Annotated in this window: 17 protein-coding genes and 1 tRNA gene; 12 read left to right on the top strand and 6 right to left on the bottom strand. The window is 62.6% G+C overall.

Annotation, left to right across the window (positions count from 1 at the left end):
• Positions 1-2: 2 nt before the first annotated feature.
• Positions 3-1535 (bottom strand): glycosyltransferase family 39 protein, encoded by a 1533-nt coding sequence (locus tag CAF53_RS15605; protein ID WP_242443452.1) that lies wholly within the window; start codon positions 1533-1535, stop codon positions 3-5.
• Between the two features lie 227 nt (positions 1536-1762).
• Here CAF53_RS15605 and secA point away from each other — a divergent pair, with 227 nt between their 5' ends.
• Entirely contained in the window at positions 1763-4492 is a 2730-nt protein-coding gene (gene secA, locus CAF53_RS15600) for a preprotein translocase subunit SecA (RefSeq protein WP_100238551.1), read from the top strand.
• 60 nt (positions 4493-4552) lie between these two features.
• Here the strand turns inward: secA and CAF53_RS15595 are convergent, their stop codons facing one another.
• The 3 genes from CAF53_RS15595 to CAF53_RS15585 all read right to left on the bottom strand — a co-directional run bounded on the left by CAF53_RS15595 (position 4553) and on the right by CAF53_RS15585 (position 5789).
• On the bottom strand, positions 4553-5011 hold the full coding sequence (locus CAF53_RS15595) for a DUF983 domain-containing protein (protein ID WP_242443451.1): 459 nt from the start codon (positions 5009-5011) through the stop codon (positions 4553-4555).
• 332 nt (positions 5012-5343) lie between these two features.
• On the bottom strand, positions 5344-5547 hold the full coding sequence (locus CAF53_RS15590; RefSeq protein ID WP_046762829.1) for a hypothetical protein: 204 nt from the start codon (positions 5545-5547) through the stop codon (positions 5344-5346).
• Positions 5548-5699: 152 nt separating this feature from the next.
• Positions 5700-5789: transfer RNA gene (locus CAF53_RS15585), tRNA-Ser, on the bottom strand.
• Between the two features lie 149 nt (positions 5790-5938).
• Here CAF53_RS15585 and CAF53_RS15580 point away from each other — a divergent pair.
• The 11 genes from CAF53_RS15580 (at position 5939) to mazG (ending at position 16973) form a co-directional block, all read left to right on the top strand.
• Positions 5939-6976: a lytic murein transglycosylase gene (locus tag CAF53_RS15580; RefSeq protein WP_100238550.1), complete on the top strand. Its 1038-nt coding sequence runs from the start codon at positions 5939-5941 to the stop codon at positions 6974-6976.
• Between the two features lie 67 nt (positions 6977-7043).
• Positions 7044-8207, top strand: coding sequence for a D-alanyl-D-alanine carboxypeptidase family protein (locus CAF53_RS15575; RefSeq protein ID WP_046762827.1), 1164 nt, complete (start codon positions 7044-7046; stop codon positions 8205-8207).
• Entirely contained in the window at positions 8177-8842 is a 666-nt protein-coding gene (gene tmk, locus CAF53_RS15570) for a dTMP kinase (protein WP_242443450.1), read from the top strand. Before CAF53_RS15575 ends, tmk begins: the two co-directional genes overlap by 31 nt.
• Complete coding sequence (locus CAF53_RS15565) at positions 8839-9801, top strand: AAA family ATPase (protein ID WP_100238548.1); 963 nt, start codon at positions 8839-8841, stop codon at positions 9799-9801. The genes tmk and CAF53_RS15565 overlap by 4 nt, the downstream gene beginning before the upstream one ends.
• 43 nt (positions 9802-9844) lie before the next feature.
• Positions 9845-11407, top strand: coding sequence for a methionine--tRNA ligase (gene metG, locus CAF53_RS15560; RefSeq protein ID WP_100238547.1), 1563 nt, complete (start codon positions 9845-9847; stop codon positions 11405-11407).
• Positions 11408-11411: 4 nt separating this feature from the next.
• Positions 11412-12185 carry a TatD family hydrolase gene (locus CAF53_RS15555; protein WP_100238546.1) on the top strand — a complete coding sequence of 258 codons (774 nt, stop codon included), beginning with the start codon at positions 11412-11414 and terminating at the stop codon, positions 12183-12185.
• Complete coding sequence (locus tag CAF53_RS15550; protein ID WP_100238545.1) at positions 12182-12982, top strand: MBL fold metallo-hydrolase; 801 nt, start codon at positions 12182-12184, stop codon at positions 12980-12982. The genes CAF53_RS15555 and CAF53_RS15550 overlap by 4 nt, the downstream gene beginning before the upstream one ends.
• Positions 12979-13602 carry a TIGR02281 family clan AA aspartic protease gene (locus tag CAF53_RS15545; protein ID WP_100238544.1) on the top strand — a complete coding sequence of 208 codons (624 nt, stop codon included), beginning with the start codon at positions 12979-12981 and terminating at the stop codon, positions 13600-13602. Before CAF53_RS15550 ends, CAF53_RS15545 begins: the two co-directional genes overlap by 4 nt.
• A complete protein-coding gene (locus CAF53_RS15540; protein WP_100238543.1) occupies positions 13599-14894 on the top strand; it encodes an MFS transporter in 1296 nt (431 codons plus the stop codon). Before CAF53_RS15545 ends, CAF53_RS15540 begins: the two co-directional genes overlap by 4 nt.
• 132 nt (positions 14895-15026) lie before the next feature.
• Positions 15027-16028, top strand: coding sequence for an IS30 family transposase (locus CAF53_RS15535; protein WP_100238542.1), 1002 nt, complete (start codon positions 15027-15029; stop codon positions 16026-16028).
• 156 nt (positions 16029-16184) lie between these two features.
• Positions 16185-16973: a nucleoside triphosphate pyrophosphohydrolase gene (gene mazG / locus CAF53_RS15530; RefSeq protein ID WP_046762819.1), complete on the top strand. Its 789-nt coding sequence runs from the start codon at positions 16185-16187 to the stop codon at positions 16971-16973.
• A 12-nt stretch (positions 16974-16985) separates the two neighbouring features.
• Here the strand turns inward: mazG and hflX are convergent, their stop codons facing one another.
• Positions 16986-18317: a GTPase HflX gene (gene hflX, locus CAF53_RS15525; protein ID WP_046762818.1), complete on the bottom strand. Its 1332-nt coding sequence runs from the start codon at positions 18315-18317 to the stop codon at positions 16986-16988.
• Positions 18318-18382: 65 nt separating this feature from the next.
• A complete protein-coding gene (hfq, locus tag CAF53_RS15520) occupies positions 18383-18877 on the bottom strand; it encodes an RNA chaperone Hfq (protein ID WP_269748622.1) in 495 nt (164 codons plus the stop codon).
• Positions 18878-19014 lie beyond the last annotated feature (137 nt).

The raw sequence follows: 19014 nt of genomic DNA, 5'->3' as shown, positions 1-19014 counted from the left end.
GCTCACCGCTTTCGAAGGGCCGTCCGGACGTAGAGCCTGCCCACGCCATCGGGCATGATCAGCATCCGATAGGCCCGTTTCCGGGCATAGGCGATCAGGCTGTCGTCGGGGCGGAGCGGCAATTTGCGTGTGCCCTTTTCATAGCCGACCAGGATCGCCTCGGGCGGATCGCGGTCGAGATCGCTCAGAGTCGCAGGGATCATGGCGTTCATCTGGCGGGCATCGCCCTTGTCCATCGTCCATCCGGTGCGATAGACGAAAGGTCCCGCCGCAAAGCGCCGGTCCATGGCGAGACCGCCATCCACCAGTTGCTGGGGCGAAAGGCTGACGACCTCGTCATCGCCCGTCAGCGCGCGAACCTGCGCCCCGGCCCAGCGGGCATTGGCAGCGGCCGCCAGCACAGGCGAGCCATGACGCGCCATCGCGATGACATGGCGACCAGTCGGCAGGAGGCCGGGCAGGGCGGCGAGGCCCAGCACCAGGGCCATGGCTGCGAACGCTATATCGCGCCATCGTCGCGCATCGTCCAGCATATGGCCGAGCGCAAGGCCCAACGGCGGCAGGAGCGGCATGATATATTGGAGCTGGGAGGGCGTGGGCAGGGCCGCGCCGACCAGTCCTCCGCCGATCAACCACAGGGCAAGCCGCCTTTCCGGTTCGATGGCATGGGCGCGGCGCATCCATCCATGCCCCGCCAGCATGACCAGTGCCACCAGGGAAGGCCCGCGCCAGAGATATTTCGCCAGATCTCCCAATTTCTCTCCCAGCGCGAGCTCGTCGCCCGCGCCATTGGCCATGTACCAGGCGAAGGGGCCGGTCGCGCCATAGGTGATCACGCCGTAAAGGAAGGCGGCAGGTGCCATGGCCCAGGCCAGGATAGCCGGCAGGATGCCGCTCACCCCGCCCAGGGCGAACCCGATCGCCGGTCGCCACCCGTGCCGGCGTCGGTCGAGCAGGACGAAGCCCCCTGCCGCGGCTCCGAGGGGGATGAAGTTGAGCTTGGCGGTGATCGCCAATCCGAAACACAGCCCCCCCACGAACCAAAATGACCGCTTCCGCATCGTTAGCGCGCTAAGCATTGCCCACATGCCCGTTGTCGCGAGCAGCGTCGGCAGCATGTCGTTGCGAACCACGCCGCCGGTGAACTGGAATGCGGCCGTAGCCCCCATCAGGCCCGTCGCGATCAAGGCACTCCAGCGAGAAATGCCCGCGACACGCTGCGCAGCGAAAAGGAGGCAAAGCGTGCCCATCGCGCAGGCCGCCGTCGCCAGCCGCATCGCCACGACCGTTTGTGCCGGGAAAGCCAAAGCAAGGGGAGCAAACAGCCAGCTATGCAGAGGCGGCTGGAGATAAAGGAAATCGCGATAAATGAGGAGGCGCGCACTGAAATAGGCGCCGGCTATATATTGGCTCTCGTCATGGTCGAACGGCGTGGCGAGGGCGACCAGCCCGAACCAGAGGCAAGCCAGAGCAGCCATTGCGGGCATGAGCAAAGTCGCGCCACGCAACTTCAGGCGGGCTGGTCCGATATTCACGTTAAGCGCCTTCCATGTTCCGACACGTGCCACAAGACGCCGCGCGCCGCCAATATCCCGTCATTCCTGTATTTTTCGGCATGAGGAAATCGGCTCTCTTATCTTGCATGACCGGTTCGGGACATGTCTGCTCTGATTGACTAACGCCTGTGTGCACCCTAAATCGCCGCGCATGTTTGCGTGTTTCGCCATCAAGGCGGGCGCGTCCCCTTTTGTCAGGAACTTGCATGTTCGGCGCACTCGCCAAGTCCATTTTCGGCTCCTCCAACGACCGCTATGTGAAGTCGCTGGGCAAGACCGTCGAACAGATCGCGTCTTTCGAACCCGCCATCTCCGCCATGACAGACGAGGAACTGGCGGTGCAGACCGTGCGCTTCCGCGATCGGCTGGCCCAGGGTGAGACGCTGGACGATCTGCTGCCCGAAGCCTTCGCCACGGTGCGCGAGGCGGCCAAGCGGACCCTGGGCCAGCGGCATTATGACGTGCAGATGGTCGGCGGAATCGTCCTCCATCGCGGCGAGATCGCGGAAATGCGCACGGGCGAGGGCAAGACGCTGGTCGCGACGCTCGCCACCTATCTGAACGCGCTCGAAGGGAAGGGCGTCCACGTCGTCACCGTGAACGACTATCTCGCCAGCCGCGACTGCGAGTGGATGGGGCAGGTCTATCGCTTCCTGGGCCTCACCACCGGGGTGATCGTGCCCAATCTGTCGGAAGACCAGCGGCGTGAGGCCTATAACGCCGACATCACCTACGCCACGAACAACGAACTCGGCTTCGACTATCTGCGCGACAATATGAAATATGACCGCGCGTCGATGGTGCAGCGGCCCTTCAACTTCGCGATCGTCGACGAGGTGGACTCGATCCTGATCGACGAAGCGCGCACGCCGCTGATCATCTCCGGTCCCACCGACGACAAGTCGGAGCTGTATGTCGCCGTCGACGCCATCGTGAAGCGGCTGGACGAGAACGATTATGAGAAGGACGAGAAGCAGCGCACCGTCACCCTGACCGAGGACGGGACCGAGAAGATCGAGCGCATGCTGGAGGAAGCCAACCTGCTGGAAGGCGCCAACCTCTATGATTTCGAGAACACGGCCGTCGTCCATCATGTGAATCAGGCGCTGCGCGCGAACGTCATGTTCCGCCGCGACATCGATTATATCGTCAAGGACGGCAAGGTCATCATCATCGACGAGTTCACCGGCCGCATGATGGATGGCCGCCGCTGGTCGGACGGTCTGCACCAGGCGGTGGAAGCCAAGGAAGCGGTGAATATCGAGCCTGAAAACCAGACGCTCGCCTCCATCACCTTCCAGAATTATTTCCGCATGTACCCCAAGCTGGGTGGCATGACCGGCACGGCCGCGACCGAAGCGACCGAATTTTTCGAAATCTACAAGATGAACGTCGTCACCATCCCGACCAACCGGCCGGTGCAGCGCGTCGATGAGGAAGACAGCTTCTACAAGAATCTGGAAGACAAGTTCCGCGGCATCGCCAAGACCATCAAAATCCACGCCGATCAGGGGCAGCCGGTCCTGGTCGGCACGGTTTCGATCGAAAAGTCGGAAATGCTGTCCGAATTCCTGAACCAGGAAGGGGTGAAGCACGCCGTCCTCAACGCCCGCTTCCATGAGAGCGAAGCGCATATCGTGGCGCAGGCGGGCCGCAAGGGCGCCGTCACCATCGCCACCAACATGGCCGGTCGCGGCACCGACATCAAATTGGGCGGCAACCTGGAAATGCGCGTCGAGGACGAACTGCGCGACATGCCCGAAGGCCCGGAACGCGAAGCCGCCATCGCCCGCATCGACGCAGAGATCGAAGCGGAAAAGGCCGAAGTGCTGGCTGCCGGCGGCCTGTTCGTGCTGGCGACCGAGCGGCATGAAAGCCGCCGCATCGACAACCAGTTGCGCGGCCGTTCGGGCCGTCAGGGCGACCCGGGCCTGTCCCGCTTCTACCTCAGCCTCGATGACGATCTGATGCGCATCTTCGGCCCGGACACGATGTTCGCCAAGATGATCCGATCGAACCTGGAGGATGGCGAGGCGCTGCCCCCGTCGAAGTGGCTCAGCAAGGCGATCGAGACCGCGCAGAAGAAGGTCGAGGCGCGCAATTACGATATCCGCAAGCAGGTCGTCGAATATGACGACGTGATGAACGATCAGCGCAAGGTCATCTACGAGCAGCGCAGCGACATCATGGATGCGGAAACCGTGGACGATGTCGTCGTCGACATGCGGCATGAGACGGTCAACGATCTGGTCGGCGCCTCCTGCCCGCCGGGCACCTATCCCGAACAGTGGGACATGGAGCGTCTGAAGGTCCGCACGGCCGAAGTGCTGAACCTCGAACCCGATTTCGACGCCTGGCTGGCGGAGGACCATGTCGATCCGGAGATGATCGAGGAACGGCTGACCGCCATGGCGGACGAAGCCGTGGCCGAGAAGGTCAAGGAACTCGACCCCGAAAACTGGCACATGATCGAGAAGTCGATCCTGCTCCAGAGCCTCGACCATCATTGGAAGGAGCATCTGTCGACGCTCGACGCGCTCCGCCAGGTCGTCCACCTGCGCGCCTATGCACAGAAGACGCCGATCAACGAATATAAGCAGGAAGCCTTCGCCCTGTTCGAGCGCATGCTGGGCAATATCCGCGAGGATGTGACTGGATCGATCGCACGCGTCCAGTTCCGGATGGAAGAGCCGCTGCCCGAATTCGAGCTGCCGGTGCTGCCAGACTTCATCACGACGCATATCGACCCGTTTTCGGGCGAGGATAACAGCGCGGATGTCGATGGTGCGCAACTGGGCATCACGACCACCATTCCGCGGCCGCCGGTCGGCAATGCGCAACCGGACGAATTCGCCAATCTGGATATCAGCCGCAATGCGCCATGCCCCTGCGGATCGGGGCAGAAATATAAACATTGCCATGGTGCGCTGAGCTAAGCGCCTTCATGCCAGGGGGCGTTGATGCCGATGAATCGACGCCCTCAGGCCGAATCCTGCCTAATCGGCAGGCCGTTCATCATTCAGCTTCGCCCATAATTGGGCGGTCCCTGCCTCCTGCGCCTTGTTCACATATTGGGCGGCTACCAGCCATCCCTTGATCGGCCGCAGGGGCAACACCGCGGTCAGGATCAGAACGGGAATACCGACCGCCAGATGCACCCACAGGCCCGGCCGAGCCAGTATCTCCAGCATGACGATGAAGATGACACCCGGCACGCAGGCGAAGAGCTGGACGAACACGGCGGGGCCGTCCGCAGGATCGGCAAAGTCGTAGCTAAGCCCACAAACCTCGCATCGGTCGCGCAAGGTTAGAAATCCGTGGAATATATGGCCTTCGCCGCAGCGGGGACAGCGGCCAAAGGGGCCTGTTTCGACGGGCGAAAGCCGCTTCCAGCGCTGACCGTCCTCAACGGTCGGCAAGGGAGGGGCTGCATGAGTTTCCATCTGATCCATCATTCCGTCTTCCTGACCGATGCGGAATGGCATTTCCCTGGACGCAGTTCAATTGGGCTTTTTGTCCACGGCGTGGGACCTCATAGCCGGGGCGCACCGACTTTGAGGTGAATTTTGGGAATGACGCTACGGAAATGGAAGGGTAGCCCATTAGATAGATTGTCCAAAACGCATGTTCCTGTTATGGCGAACGCGATTTGGATGCCCGACAGCAGACAAGTCGCGCTCCCGGCAGTCCCTTGCCCGGGAGCGCTTTTTTTTATCTCAATCCGCTCATTGGCAAAAGGTTCCCGCCCGGCGACCGGGTCGGACACATCGGCGGAAAGACAGCCGACTCAACCCTGGTCCTTCTCCATGGCATCATGCAGGACCTGATCGGAACAGGACATCGCCAGGGCTCTGACCTTGTAACGGAGCGCCAATTCGCGATGCGCCGCAATTTCTTGCCGCGGGCCACTTCTTTTCAAGGCGGCATCGGCTTTCGCGGCTTCTTCACGGGCACGCTGGAACAGGTAGCGCGCGTCGGTGTCGACAGACATCGTCATCTCCCGATAGTGAAGGCCATCATTAGCAGGAAAAAGACGGGTCCACATTAACGGGGATCAAATTGGCGGGAGAGGATTGCGCCGGTGCAAGCGAATGCGCATGGGAGGACCGGCCTGGAATGATATGGCAAGATCTTGTGAACAGATGGCGGACAGGGTGGGATTCGAACCCACGGTGAGCGTAAACCCACGGCGGTTTTCAAGACCGCTGCCTTAAACCACTCGGCCACCTGTCCGTCGTCCCGCTTCCTAGCGAACCGGGCAGCCATGCCAAGCGCAAAAATCATGAAAAATCGCTTTCGTCGCCATTATCCGGTCATGTGCCAATAAGGGGATTCACGCCGCGGCATCCCTGTGCAACAAAAGGGGACAAGGAGATTCTTCAATGCGTTCGTCGATAGTGTCGCTGTTGCTGGGCATGGCCGCCGTCATGGTGGGCAGCCTGACGGCGGACAGCGTGATGGCGCAGGAGGATGTCGCGTTCCGGTCCTATCTCGAATCCCTCCGCCCCCGCGCCCGCGCCATGGGGATCAGGGACGCGACATTGAACGACGTCTTCGCCACGCTGACGCCCAATCCGCGCGTCGTGCAACTGGACCAGAACCAGCCGGGCGGCGGCGCTTATGCACCCATTCCGAATTTCGAGCCCTATCGCCGCACCCATGTCGATGCCGCACGCATCGGCCGGGGGCGCACCGCCTATCTCGCCAATCGCGCCCGGCTCGCCCGGATCGAGGCGGAGACCGGCGTGCCGGAGGAGATCATGGTCGCCATTTACGGTCATGAGACCAATTACGGCGCCTATACCGGTGATTTCGATCTGATCCGTTCGCTGGCCACCCTCTCCTATGAGGGACGCCGCCGTAGCTTGTTCGAACCTGAATTGCTCGCAACGCTCAAGATGCTGGACAATGGCGTACCCCGCAGCCGCCTGATCGGAAGCTGGGCGGGCGCCACCGGCTATCCGCAATTCCTGCCGAGCGTTTATCTGCGCCTGGGCAAGGATGGCGATGGTGACGGCCGGGTCGATATCTGGAACAGCGAAGCGGATGCGCTGGCCTCCATCGCCAATTATTTCGTCCACGCCGGCTGGCGGCGCGGCCAGCCCTGGGGCATCGCCGTGTCCGTGCCCATGGGGCTCGATCGCGCGTCGATCGCCGCGCGTACCAGGCCGGCCCGCTGCGAGCGGGTATTCAACCGGCACAGCCGCTGGCTCAGCATGGCGGAATGGCGGCGCATGGGGGTGGTCTCGAGCGGCGGCAACTGGCCCGCCGACCCGGTGATGGCGACGCTCCTGGAACCGGACGGCCCCGGCAAGACGGCCTATCTGCTTACCAGCAATTACCGCGCGATCCTGGATTATAATTGCTCCAATTTCTATGCCCTGTCCGTCGGCCTGCTGGCGGACGCGGTCCGGCAATAGACCTCTTTGCGATTGGCCCGGTCAGGGCTAATGAAACAAGAATCCATTCATCCGAAGGCTGTCCTGCATGAAGAAGTCCGTCGCCGCCCTCCTGTTCGTCGGGTTGCTGTCCCAGCCGCTGGTGGCGGCCGCGCCGCCCTACAGCAGCGGAGCGCCGATCGCCTATATGAAGGATCTGTCCTCCGGCGCCGTACTCTTCGACCAGGGCGGCGAAACCCGGATGCCTCCGGCCTCCATGGCGAAGATGATGACGGTCCATGTCGCCTTCCGCATGATCCAGAAGGGGGACCTTAAACTCGATCAGACATTCACTGTCCGTCCCGAAACCTGGCAGCAATGGCATGGTCCCCAGGCAGGGTCCACCATGTTCCTTTCGCCCGGCGAGCAGGTGTCGGTGGAAAATCTGCTGCACGGCATCGTGACGCTGTCCGGCAATGATGCCTGCGTCGTTCTGGCGGAGGGCATTGCCGGCACCGAACAGGCCTTTGTCGCGCTGATGAACCAGGAGGCGAAGCGGCTGGGTCTCAAGAACAGCCATTTCGGCACCAGCAACGGCTGGCCGGATGAAGGCGTGACCTATGTGACAGCCGCCGACCTTGCCTCGCTCGCGGAAGCGACGATCGAGGAAACGCCCAGCCTCTACAAGAAATTCTACGCCACCCGTGCCTTCACCTGGGGCAAGACCATGGGCGGCGCGGATATCGAGCAGGGCAACCGCAATCCCATATTGGGCAAGGTACAGGGCGCCGACGGCCTCAAGACCGGCCATACCGAGGAGGCGGGCTATGGCTTCACCGGCTCTGCGGAGCAGGAAGGCCGTCGCCTGGTGATGGTCGTCGCGGGTCTCACCAGCGCAAACCAGCGCATTGCCGAATCCGTGCGTTTCATGGACTGGGGTTTCCGCGCGTGGAAGGCGCAGCCGCTGTTCAAGAAGGGGCAGACCGTCGAAACCGCCGAGGTCCAGTTGGGCAGCGCCACCAAGGTCGCGCTGGTCGCGCCGCAGGACATGGCCGTGACCCTGCCGCGGGCGGCTTCGTCCCAGATTTCGGTCAAGGTCGCCTATACCGGCCCGATCAAGGCACCCATCGCCAAGGGCCAGAAGATCGCGCAGCTCATCATCTCCACCCCTGACACTCCGCCGCAGATCCTGCCGCTGGTCGCCGGCGAGGATGTGTCCGAAGCGGGCATTTTCTGGCGCCTGTGGAACGGGTTGAAGTCGTTCTTCGGGTGACGGTTCGGCCGACAAAGGGGCGTTTCATCTCTCTGGAAGGCGGGGAGGGGGCGGGCAAGTCGACCCAGCTTCGGGCACTTGCGGCAGCTTTGCGCGCGCGCGGTGTGGAGGTGGTCGAAACCCGCGAACCGGGCGGCAGCGAAGGCGCGGAGGCGATCCGCGCATTGTTGCTGACCGGCGGTGCCGACCGCTGGAATCCCCGCGCCGAAGCCTTGCTGTTCGCGGCCGCCCGGGCCGACCATGTCGAAAAGATGATCCGTCCGGCACTGGATCGTGGGGCATGGGTGTTGTCGGATCGCTTCCTGGACAGCAGCCGTGCCTATCAGGGCATGGGCGAACTGACCGATGCCGACATATTGGCGCTTCACCGGATCGGCAGCGAGGGCTTCCTGCCTGACCGCACCCTCTTCCTGACCTTGCCGGAGGAGGAGTCGAGCGCACGGACCCGCAGCCGTGACGGCGAGGCTTCCGATCGGATCGGGGGACGTGACCGGGCCTTCCATCTCGCCGTGGCGGCGGCTTTCGCGCGCTTCGTCAGGGAAGAACCTGATCGTTTCCTTGCCATTGACGCGTCAGGCGCCGCCGAGGTGGTGACCGGCCGCCTGCTCATCGCCCTGCAAGACCTGCTGCCATGACGTCACTTCTCGGCCATGATGAACAGGGGCACACCTTGCTGGCCGCCGCGCGCAGCGGGCGGCTGCATCATGGCTGGATCCTCTCCGGGCCGCGGGGCATCGGCAAGGCCAGCTTTGCCCGTGCCATGGCGTTGCGTTTGCTGGCCGAGGCTGCCGGCCCGGCCATGCCCGGCGAAGGGCTCTACGTGCCGCAGGATCACCCGATCCGTCGCCTGTTCGAGGCCGAAGCGCATCCGGACTATGCGGAACTCTTCTGCCTGGAAAAGGATAGCGGCACGGCGCGCAACATCACGGTGGACCAGATTCGCGGCCTTCAGCGGCTGATCCAGTCCGCACCCTCCATGTCCACGCGCCGCATCGTGGTGATCGACAGCGCCGACGATCTGGAGCGCGGAGCCGCCAACGCCCTCCTCAAAAATCTGGAAGAGCCGCCCGCCGACATGCTGTTCCTGCTGGTCAGCCATGCCCCCGGACGCCTTCTCCCCACCATCCGCTCCCGGTGCCGCACCATGCGCTTCGAACCTTTGAGCGATGAAGCCCTGCGAACGGTATTGCGCGCGACGGATGAAGCATTGTCGCCCGCCGAACTGGACGCGTTGGTCCGCGCCGGGGAAGGATCGCCCGGAAAGGCGCTACGCTATGCGGGTCTTGGCATTGCCGATATGGAGCAGGCACTGGCGGCCATCGCGGCCGATGGCGATCCCGGAAACCGCCAGCGGCTGATCCTGGCAAAGACGCTGGCGTCCAAAACGGCCCGCCCGCGCTACGAAGCCTTTCTGGAACGGGCGCCCGCCTTCATCGCGAGCGCGGCGCGGCAGCGGCGCGGCGCGGCGCTGGGCCAGGCGCTCGACCATTGGGAGGCCGCGCGACAGCTTGCGAGCGGCGCCATCATCCTGTCGCTCGAACCGGGTGCCGTGGTGTTCGAACTCGCCGGTCACGTCGCCGCCCTGGCTCGTTGAAAAGCGGCTTTGCGCGGGCGGCAACACCCGCTAGTGAAGCCGCATGTCCAAGCCCTATACCATCACCACCGCCATCAGCTATCCCAACGGCCGCCCGCATATCGGCCATGCCTATGAGGTGATCGCCACCGACGCGATCGCCCGTTTCCAGCGGATGATGGGTCGTGACGTCTTCTTCCAGACCGGCACTGACGAACATGGGCTGAAAATGGCCCAGACGGCACGCAACCGGGGCATCGAGCCGCGCGAACTGGCTGACGAAATGTCAGGTTATTTCAAGACCATGAATGATGGCTTGAATATCAGCTATGATCGTTTCATCCGCACCAGCGAGCCGGACCATCATCACGCCAGCCAGGCCATCTGGCAGGCGATGGAGGCCAATGGCGACCTCTATCTCGGCCGCTATGAGGGGTGGTATTCGGTCCGCGACGAAGCCTTTTACGACGAAAAGGAACTGCGGGAGGGAGAGGGCGGCGAGAAGCTCTCGCCCCAGGGCACGCCGGTCGAGTGGACGGTCGAGGAAAGCTGGTTCTTCCGCCTGTCCGCCTATCAGCAGAAGCTGCTGGACCTCTACACCAGCCAGCCGGACTTCATCCAGCCCGACAGCCGCCGCAACGAGATCATGCGCTTCGTCGAGGGTGGACTTTCGGACCTCAGCGTATCGCGCACCAGCTTCGACTGGGGCGTGAAGGTGCCGGGCAGCGACGGCCATGTCATGTATGTCTGGGTCGATGCGCTCACCAATTACCTCACCGGCTGCGGCTATCCCGACGATGCCGAACGCATGGCCCGCTACTGGTCCGAAGGCGGCGATATCACGCATATCATCGGTAAGGATATCGTGCGTTTTCATACCGTTTATTGGCCGGCTTTCCTGATGAGTGCGAAACTGCCTCTGCCCAAACAGGTGTTCGGCCATGGCTTCCTCCTCAACCGGGGGGAGAAGATGTCGAAGTCGCTCGGCAATGTCGCAGATCCGATGGAACTGGCCGATCGCTTCGGCGTCGACCAGTTGCGCTATTTCCTGCTGTCCGAAGTCACTTTCGGCAATGACGGCAGCTATAGCGCCGAAGCGATCGTCGCCCGCGCCAACAGCGACCTTGCCAACAGCTTCGGCAACCTGGCGCAGCGGACATTGAGCTTCATCGCGAAGAATCTCGAAGGCAGCCTGCCCGAACCGGCAGCGCAGGATGTCGACAGCGACCTGCTCAAGACTGTCGCTGAAGCCGCCCGGACCTTCCAGAATGCCATGGCCGATCTGGCCCCCTCGACCGCGATCGAGGCCTGGATGCGCGCCGTCTTCGCCTGCAACGCCTATATCGACGCGCAAGCACCCTGGACGCTGCGGAAGACCGATCCCGCCCGGATGGAGGCGGTGCTTGCCACCCTCTACGAAGCCATCGCCCATCTCGCCATCATCATCCAGCCGATCATTCCGGCCAGCGCGTCGGCATTGCTCGACCAGATGGGCATCGACGAAGGGGCGCGGAGCTTCGCAACCATCGGCACCGACTGGTACGCGCAACTCCGCGCGTCGCAGTTTACACTCGGCGCGCCCAAGCCGCTTTTTCCGCGCCTCGAACTGCCCGGCGAAGAGGCGTGACGCCATGCTGATCGACAGCCATTGCCATTTGAATTACAAGGGGTTGATCGAAGATCAGCAGAATGTGCTTGAACGGGCACGGGAGGCAGGCGTCGGCCTGATGCTCAACATCGCCACCCGCGAAAGCGAGTGGGATGAGGTATTGGGCACGGCGCTGCGCGAACCCGATGTGTGGGCCACGGTCGGCATCCATCCGCACGAAGCGGACGAGCATCCCCATGTCGACACCGCCAAGCTGGTGGAACGCGCCGCCCATCCGCGTGTCGTGGGCATCGGTGAAACCGGCCTCGATTATTATTACGACCATAGCGACCGCGAACGGCAGCAGAAGAGCTTCCGCGCCCATATCGCCGCCTCGCGCGAAACCGGCTTGCCGCTGATCGTCCACACCCGCGATGCGGAGGCCGATACGCTGGCCATCATGCGCGATGAAATGGGGAAGGGCGCCTATGGCGGCGTCATCCATTGCTTCACCGCCAGCGGTGCCTTTGCCGATGCGGCGCTGGAATTGGGCTTCTACATCAGCATTTCGGGCATTGTGACGTTCAAGAATGCCAGGGATTTGCAGGAGACCGCCGCCCGCCTGCCGCTGGAGCGTCTACTGGTGGAAACGGACTCGCCTTTCCTTGCTCCGGTTCCCCATCGCGGCAGGCCTTGCGAGCCCGCCTTCGTCGCCGACACCGCCCGCTTCCTCGCCCAATTGCGCGGAGAAAGCGTGGAACGACTGGCCGATGCCACGTCCACCAATTTCCGCACCTTGTTCAGCAAGGTCGGATGAGCCTTAAACTCACCATTCTGGGCAGCGGCACATCGTCGGGCGTACCCCGCATCGGCAATGACTGGGGCGCTTGCGATCCCGCCGAACCGAAAAACCAGCGTACCCGCGTCTCCATATTGGTCGAAAGCCCGACCACCCGTCTTTTGATCGATACGTCGCCCGATATGCGTGCCCAGCTTCTGGCGGCCGACGTCATCGCCATAGACGCGATCCTCTGGACGCACGACCATGCGGATCACAGCCACGGCCTGGATGATGTGCGCCAGCTTTATCATCATCGCGGCGCGCCGGTCCCAGGCTATGCCCGTGCCGAAACGCTCAAACTGCTGAGGGAACGCTTCGGCTATGCTTTTGAAGGCCGCCATGGCTATCATCCGACGATAGAGCCGCATGTGCTGCCTGACGGACTGCGCATCGGGGACATCGACATCGCCTGCGCCGATCAGCCCCATGGCGAGATATTTTCGACCGGCTTCCGCTTTACATATGGCGGTAGGTCTGTCGGCTATGCTACTGATTTTCATGATATGACGCCACAGATGATGGCGCTTTACGATGGTCTCGATATCTGGGTGGTGGATGCCCTGCGGGAACGGCCGCATCCGACCCATGCGCATCTGGCGCTGACGCTGGATGCGGTGGAGGCGCTTCGTCCGGGCCGTGCGATATTGACGCATATGGACCAGAGCATGGATTATGCGACATTATGCCGCACCCTACCGGCCGGCGTCGAACCGGGCTATGACGGCATGGTGATGGATTTGGACACGCAAGCGAGCGGGGGCGAGCAGGGATGAGCGGCGACCAGGCGATGTCCAGCCTGTGGTATGTGCTGGCGCTCGTCCTGGTCGGATCAGCCCTGTTGGCCCGGCGGATGCCCATGGGCGGGATGCTGCGAATGGCCATGCTGTGGGCGGTGATTTTCGCTGTGCTGCTCGGTCTTTTCAAGATGGGCGAGCAATATGGCCTGTTCTCCGACCGCATCGGTGGGGAGGGGGACAGCATATCCATGCCCGAAACATCATCGCCGCCGGCCGCACGCATAGACGGGCAGGCGTTGCACATCCCGGTTGCGCCGGACGGCCATTATTGGGTCGAGGGGATGGTCAACGGCACGCCGGCGCGTTTCCTGATCGACAGCGGCGCCAGCGTCACGGCCCTTTCGGTCGCCTCCGCGCGCGCATCCGGCCTCAATTTCGACCTCAACGCGCCCGGCGTCAGCATGATGACCGCCAACGGCAAGATCGACGCCAAACGGTCCACCATTTCCACCCTGGCCATCGGCCCGATCCGGGCAAGCGACCTCGACATCGTGATCTCGCCCGCCTTCGGGGAGGTGAACGTGATCGGCATGAACATGCTCTCACGCCTGAAAAGCTGGGGCGTCCAGAATGGCGAAATGGTGCTGACACCATGACGTCACCCCTGGCCGCACCCGACCAGCGTCAGCGCCTGAAGGCCATTATCGGCGGTTCGACCGGCAATCTGGTGGAATGGTATGACTGGTACGCCTATTCCGCCTTCACCCTTTATTTCGCCCAGCATTTCTTCCCCAGCGAAGACCGCACGGCCCAGTTGCTGAGCGCCGCCGGCATATTCGCGGTGGGATTTCTGATGCGGCCGATCGGCGCCTGGATCATGGGCGTATATGCGGACCGGCATGGCCGAAAAAGCGGTCTCACTCTTTCCGTCGCGCTGATGTGCGCGGGATCGCTGCTGATCGCGATCACGCCATCCTATCGGACGATCGGCATCGGGGCGCCTTTGTTGCTGGTCCTCGCCCGGTTGATGCAAGGCCTGTCCATCGGCGGCGAATATGGCGCCAGCGCGACCTACCTGTCGGAAATGGCGGGGCGCAATCGACGCGGCTTTTTCTCCAGCTTCCAATATGTGACGCTGATCGCCGGGCAACTGGTTGCGATCTGTGTGCTGCTGGTCCTGCAAGCGGCGCTCAGCGAAGCGGAACTGGACGAATGGGGCTGGCGCATCCCGTTCCTGATCGGTGGTGCGCTGGCGGTGGTGGTGTTCTGGCTGCGGCGCGGCCTGTCCGAAACGCAGAGCTTTGTCAAAGCGAAGGCCGAGGGCGCGCCGAGATCGGGTTTCATCGAACTGATCACACGCCATCCGCGTGAAACGCTGACGGTCATGATGTTGACCGCCGGCGGCACGATCGCCTTCTACGCCTATTCCATCTACATGCAGAAATTCCTGGTCAACACCAGCGGGCTTAGTCGAGAAATTGCTTCTCAGATCAATGGGATAACATTGTTCCTTTTCATGCTGCTGCAGCCATTGGCGGGCGCCTTGTCGGACCGTGTCGGGCGCAAACCGCTGATGATCGGCTTCGGCGTGCTGGGCGTGGTCGGCACTTATCCGATCTTCGCGACGCTGGCCGTGACCAAAGACCCATTGGTGGCGGGATTGCTGGTGATGGCGGGGCTCATTATCGTCACCGGCTACACATCGATCAATGCCGTGGTGAAGGCGGAGCTTTTCCCGGCGCACATCCGGGCGCTCGGCGTCGCATTGCCTTATGCGCTGGCCAACACCTTGTTCGGGGGCACCGCGGAATTCGTCGCGCTATGGTTCAAGCAAATGGGCGTCGAGCAGGCTTTCTATATCTACGTCACGGTGATGATCGCCATATCGCTGATCGTCTACATCCGGATGCGCGAGACGCAGCGGTATAGCCGCATTCTGGAAGACTGACCGCAGCGGCAGAGCATGAATTTAACATAATCATTATTATCGTACTTTATAAACCGGTCTGGTGGATTCTAAATCGAAGTGCGAAATCCTTGGATTTATGAGGGTTTGATCCCCTTTCCAGGAAGGCACGCGATGAACGGCTATCAGCATGTAGGTTTAGATGATCGGCGGGAGATTTATCAGTTGATCGCGACTGGGCGGTCAGTGCGGCAGATTGCGGAAGCATTGGGACGTCATCCGGCAACGATCTATCGCGAGCTCAAGCGCAACCGGCACCTTGATGAGCATCCGCTGTTTCGTGGCTATTATCCCACGGTTGCCCAAGCCATAGCGCGCGGCCGTCGTGTGCGAGGCGGGAAGATCGCCCGCCAGCCGGAGCTCGCCGCTTACATCGCTGATCGCTTGTCGGCCGCCTGGTCGCCAGAACAGATTGCAGGCTACCTTCGACGTCATCGGGGCATGCGCGAGGCGGTGTGCCACGAAACCATCTACCAATATGTCTATGGACCTGATGGACGGCACCAAAAGCTGTGGCGCCATCTGCCCGTCGCCCGCCGTTCGCGCCGGCAACGCTACGGTCGAAAGCCGCGCGGTCTCCATATTCCCGTGGCCAACACGATCGGCGCACGGCCGCAGGAAATCGCCGATCGCAGCAGCTTCGGACATTGGGAAGGCGATCTCCTCATCTTCAGGCGAGAATATGGCAAAGCCAACCTCACCTCGCTGGTCGAACGCTGCAGCCGCTTCACTTTCCTTGCGCGTAATCCGAGCCGCCATTCTGCCGGTGTGATGGCCGGCATTGATCGGCATTTGCATGCTCTGCCCCCCTCCCTCCGACGCAGCATCACCTTCGATCGAGGCACGGAATTTGCCGCCTTTGCGACACTGCAAAACAGGCTCGGCATCACCAGTTACTTCTGCTTGCCGTCAGCGCCCTGGCAAAAAGGCTGCGTGGAAAATTGTAACGGACGGATCCGGCGCTTCCTACCCTCCGACACCGACATTGCACTGCTGTCGGACAAGGAGGTCCAGGCCGTTGCCGACCGCCTCAACAGCACACCGCGCAAGTGTCTAGGCTATCGCACTCCGCAGGAGGTCCTGGGAGAGCAGATCGCCCTCCTCAAGGCCGGATAAATTTGGCCATCCGGGGTGGGGCTCGCCCCACCCCGGATGAAATGCTACGCATCACGTTGGATGTCGCGCTTCAAATCGAAACCGCCTCTGGCGCCTCTGGTCATCCCTCCGCTAACATCCTATTCCCGAGCGCAGTTCCATTATCCGGGTTTCCACATGTCCTCCAGTGCCAAGGCGAGTCCCGCCGACATCATGCCCCTTGCCAATGTCATGGCCCGGCTTCGCGATCCGCAAACCGGCTGTCCATGGGATATAGAGCAGGATTTCGCCAGCATCGCGCCCTATACGATCGAGGAAGCCTATGAGGTCGTCGACGCGATCGAGCGTGACGATATGGCGGCGCTGCGTGACGAACTGGGCGATTTGTTGCTGCAAGTGGCCTTCCATAGCCGCATGGCTGAACAGAATGGGCATTTTGCGCTGCAAGATGTGATCGACGGCATCACCGAGAAGATGGTCCGCCGTCACCCGCATGTCTTTGGAGAAGGCGCGGCCCGCGAGGATGGCCATGCGCAATGGGAAGCGATCAAGGCCGCCGAACGCGCCGACAAGGACCCCGATCCCAGCGCGCTCGCAGGCGTCGCGGTTGCCCTGCCCGCTCTGCTGCGCGCGGAAAAGATTCAGAAACGTGCCGCGCGGACAGGTTTCGAGTGGCCCGATATCGGTGGCGTCATCGAAAAAATAGAGGAAGAATTGGACGAGGTGCGGGCGGCGACCTCTCCGGAGGACCAGGAAGAGGAAATCGGCGACCTGCTTTTTGCGGTGGTCAACCTCGCCCGCCATTTGAAGGTCGATCCCGAGGTTGCCCTGCGCGCCGCGAACGGCAAGTTCGAAAAGCGCTTCCGCGCCATGGAAGACATGGCAGGCGCAGATTTCCCCTCACTGCCTCTCGACCGGAAGGAAGCCCTTTGGCAGGAGGCGAAACGGCAGTTGAAGCGGACCTGATCCGCCCCGCCCTCAATTCGCCCGGCGCTTGAGGAAGCGCGCCAGCGCAGAGTCCGACAGGCGGACATCGACCAGCATAGCCTCACCCTCCGCGCGGCTGCCGATCACCTCGCCATGTTCGTGCAGCCAGGCCATGGCGGCGCCGTCGGCCAGCGGTACGCGCAATTGATGGATTTGCGCGCCCGCGGTCAACCGCGCGCTGATCGTCCGTTGAAGGCTGTCGACTCCCTCTCCCGTCAATGCCGACAGGATCACGACGTCGTCCCGTCGTGCCGCCGTCTCGCGGGCCAGCGCGGCCGCATCCTCATCCAACAGGTCAAGCTTGTTCCACGCCTCGATGATCGGCGGCGGCTCCTGGCCCTCGCCCGCCTCAAGCGCTCCCTCCCCCGCTACACCCAGTTCGCTCAGCACGTCGATGACGTCATCACGCTGCGCCTCGGTGTCGGGATGGGCGATATCGCGGACATGGACGATCAGATCGGCCGACAGCACCTCTTCCAAGGTTGCGCGGAACGCCGCGATCAGCTGCGTCGGCAAGTCGGAAACGAAGCCGACCGTGTCGGAAAGAATAGCCTTGTCTAGGCCCGGCAGGGCGATCTGCCGCATGGTCGGGTCGAGCGTCGCGAACAGCAGGTCTTCGGCCATGACCTCAGCCCCGGTCATCCGGTTGAACAGCGTCGACTTGCCCGCATTGGTGTAGCCGACCAGTGCGATCACCGGCCAGGGCGCACGTTGCCGCCGCGCCCGATGGAGACCGCGCGTCTTCGTTACCTGATCCAACTCACGGCGGATCTTCGCCATGCGGTCGCGGATCATCCGCCGGTCGGCCTCGATCTGTGTTTCGCCGGGACCGCCCAGAAAGCCGAAGCCGCCCCGCTGCCGTTCAAGGTGGGTCCAGCTTCGCACCAGCCGTCCCGCCTGATAGTCGAGATGGGCCAGTTCGACCTGAAGCCGCCCTTCGTTGGTCGCGGCCCGTTCGCCGAAAATTTCCAGGATCAACCCGGTCCGGTCGATGACCTTGGTCTCGGTCGCCTTCTCCAGATTGCTCTGCTGCACGGGACTGAGCGCATTGTCGACGATGACCAGTTCGGCTTCTTCCATCCGGGCCAGCGTCGCGATCTGGTCCACCTGCCCGCTGCCGAACAGCGTCGCTGGCTTGCGGTCGCGCACGCGGAAGGCCTGCGCCGCGCGCACGTCGATTCCGATGGCGAGGGCAAGGCCCCTCGCCTCCTCCAGCCGCGCATCGCTGTCGCGACGTTCGGGTCCGTGGACATCGGCACGCACGACGATGGCGCGCGCACCGCGCGACACCTCGTCAGCAGAATCCCGGTTGAAAACAGCCATAGGGGCTTAACGCTTACGCCCCCGGTCCGTCTCATGGGAAGACGGGCGGGGACAAGAAAAAGCGATCAATCCTCGCCCTCGCCTTCGCCGGAGAGGTCGAGATTATGCAACGGCTGCACCGTCGAAATCGCATGCTTGTAGACGAGCTGGACCATGCCGTCCCGCTCCAGCAGCATGCAGAAAAGGTCGAAGGCGGCGATTTCGCCCTGCAACATGACGCCGTTCACCAGGAACATGGTGACGGGGCTGCCGGACTTACGCACCGCGCTCAGGAAGATTTCCTGAAGCAGCTTCGACTTGCCGTTGCCGTCGCTGGCCTTGCGCAGATCGGTCAGATCCATCGGTTGCGCCGGCATGACGGTCGAGATCGCATGCTTGTACACCAGTTGCGACTGACCATCCCGCCGCAGCAGCACGGAGAAATTGTCGAACCAGGTGATGATGCCCTGCAACTTCACGCCCTTGACCAGGAACATGGTCACCGGGGTCTTGCTCTTGCGCAGGCTGTTCAGGAAGATGTCTTGGAGGTTATTCACTTTGTCGGCCATGGTCTTCACCATTCCTTTATTGGCGGGACGTTACCCGCTCTCGCACCCTTAAGCAGAGTGTCTTGCCTGCTCCCGCCTGTCGGAAGCGGGGCCAACCTACCGCAATTGCGAAGAGCCGTCCATGCCCTGAATGGCGAAAAGCCGCTCGG

It is taken from the genome of Sphingobium sp. LB126 (genome assembly GCF_002795205.1).
GTDB lineage: Bacteria > Pseudomonadota > Alphaproteobacteria > Sphingomonadales > Sphingomonadaceae > Sphingobium > Sphingobium chungbukense.
This window is presented reverse-complemented; position numbering and strand designations above follow the sequence as displayed.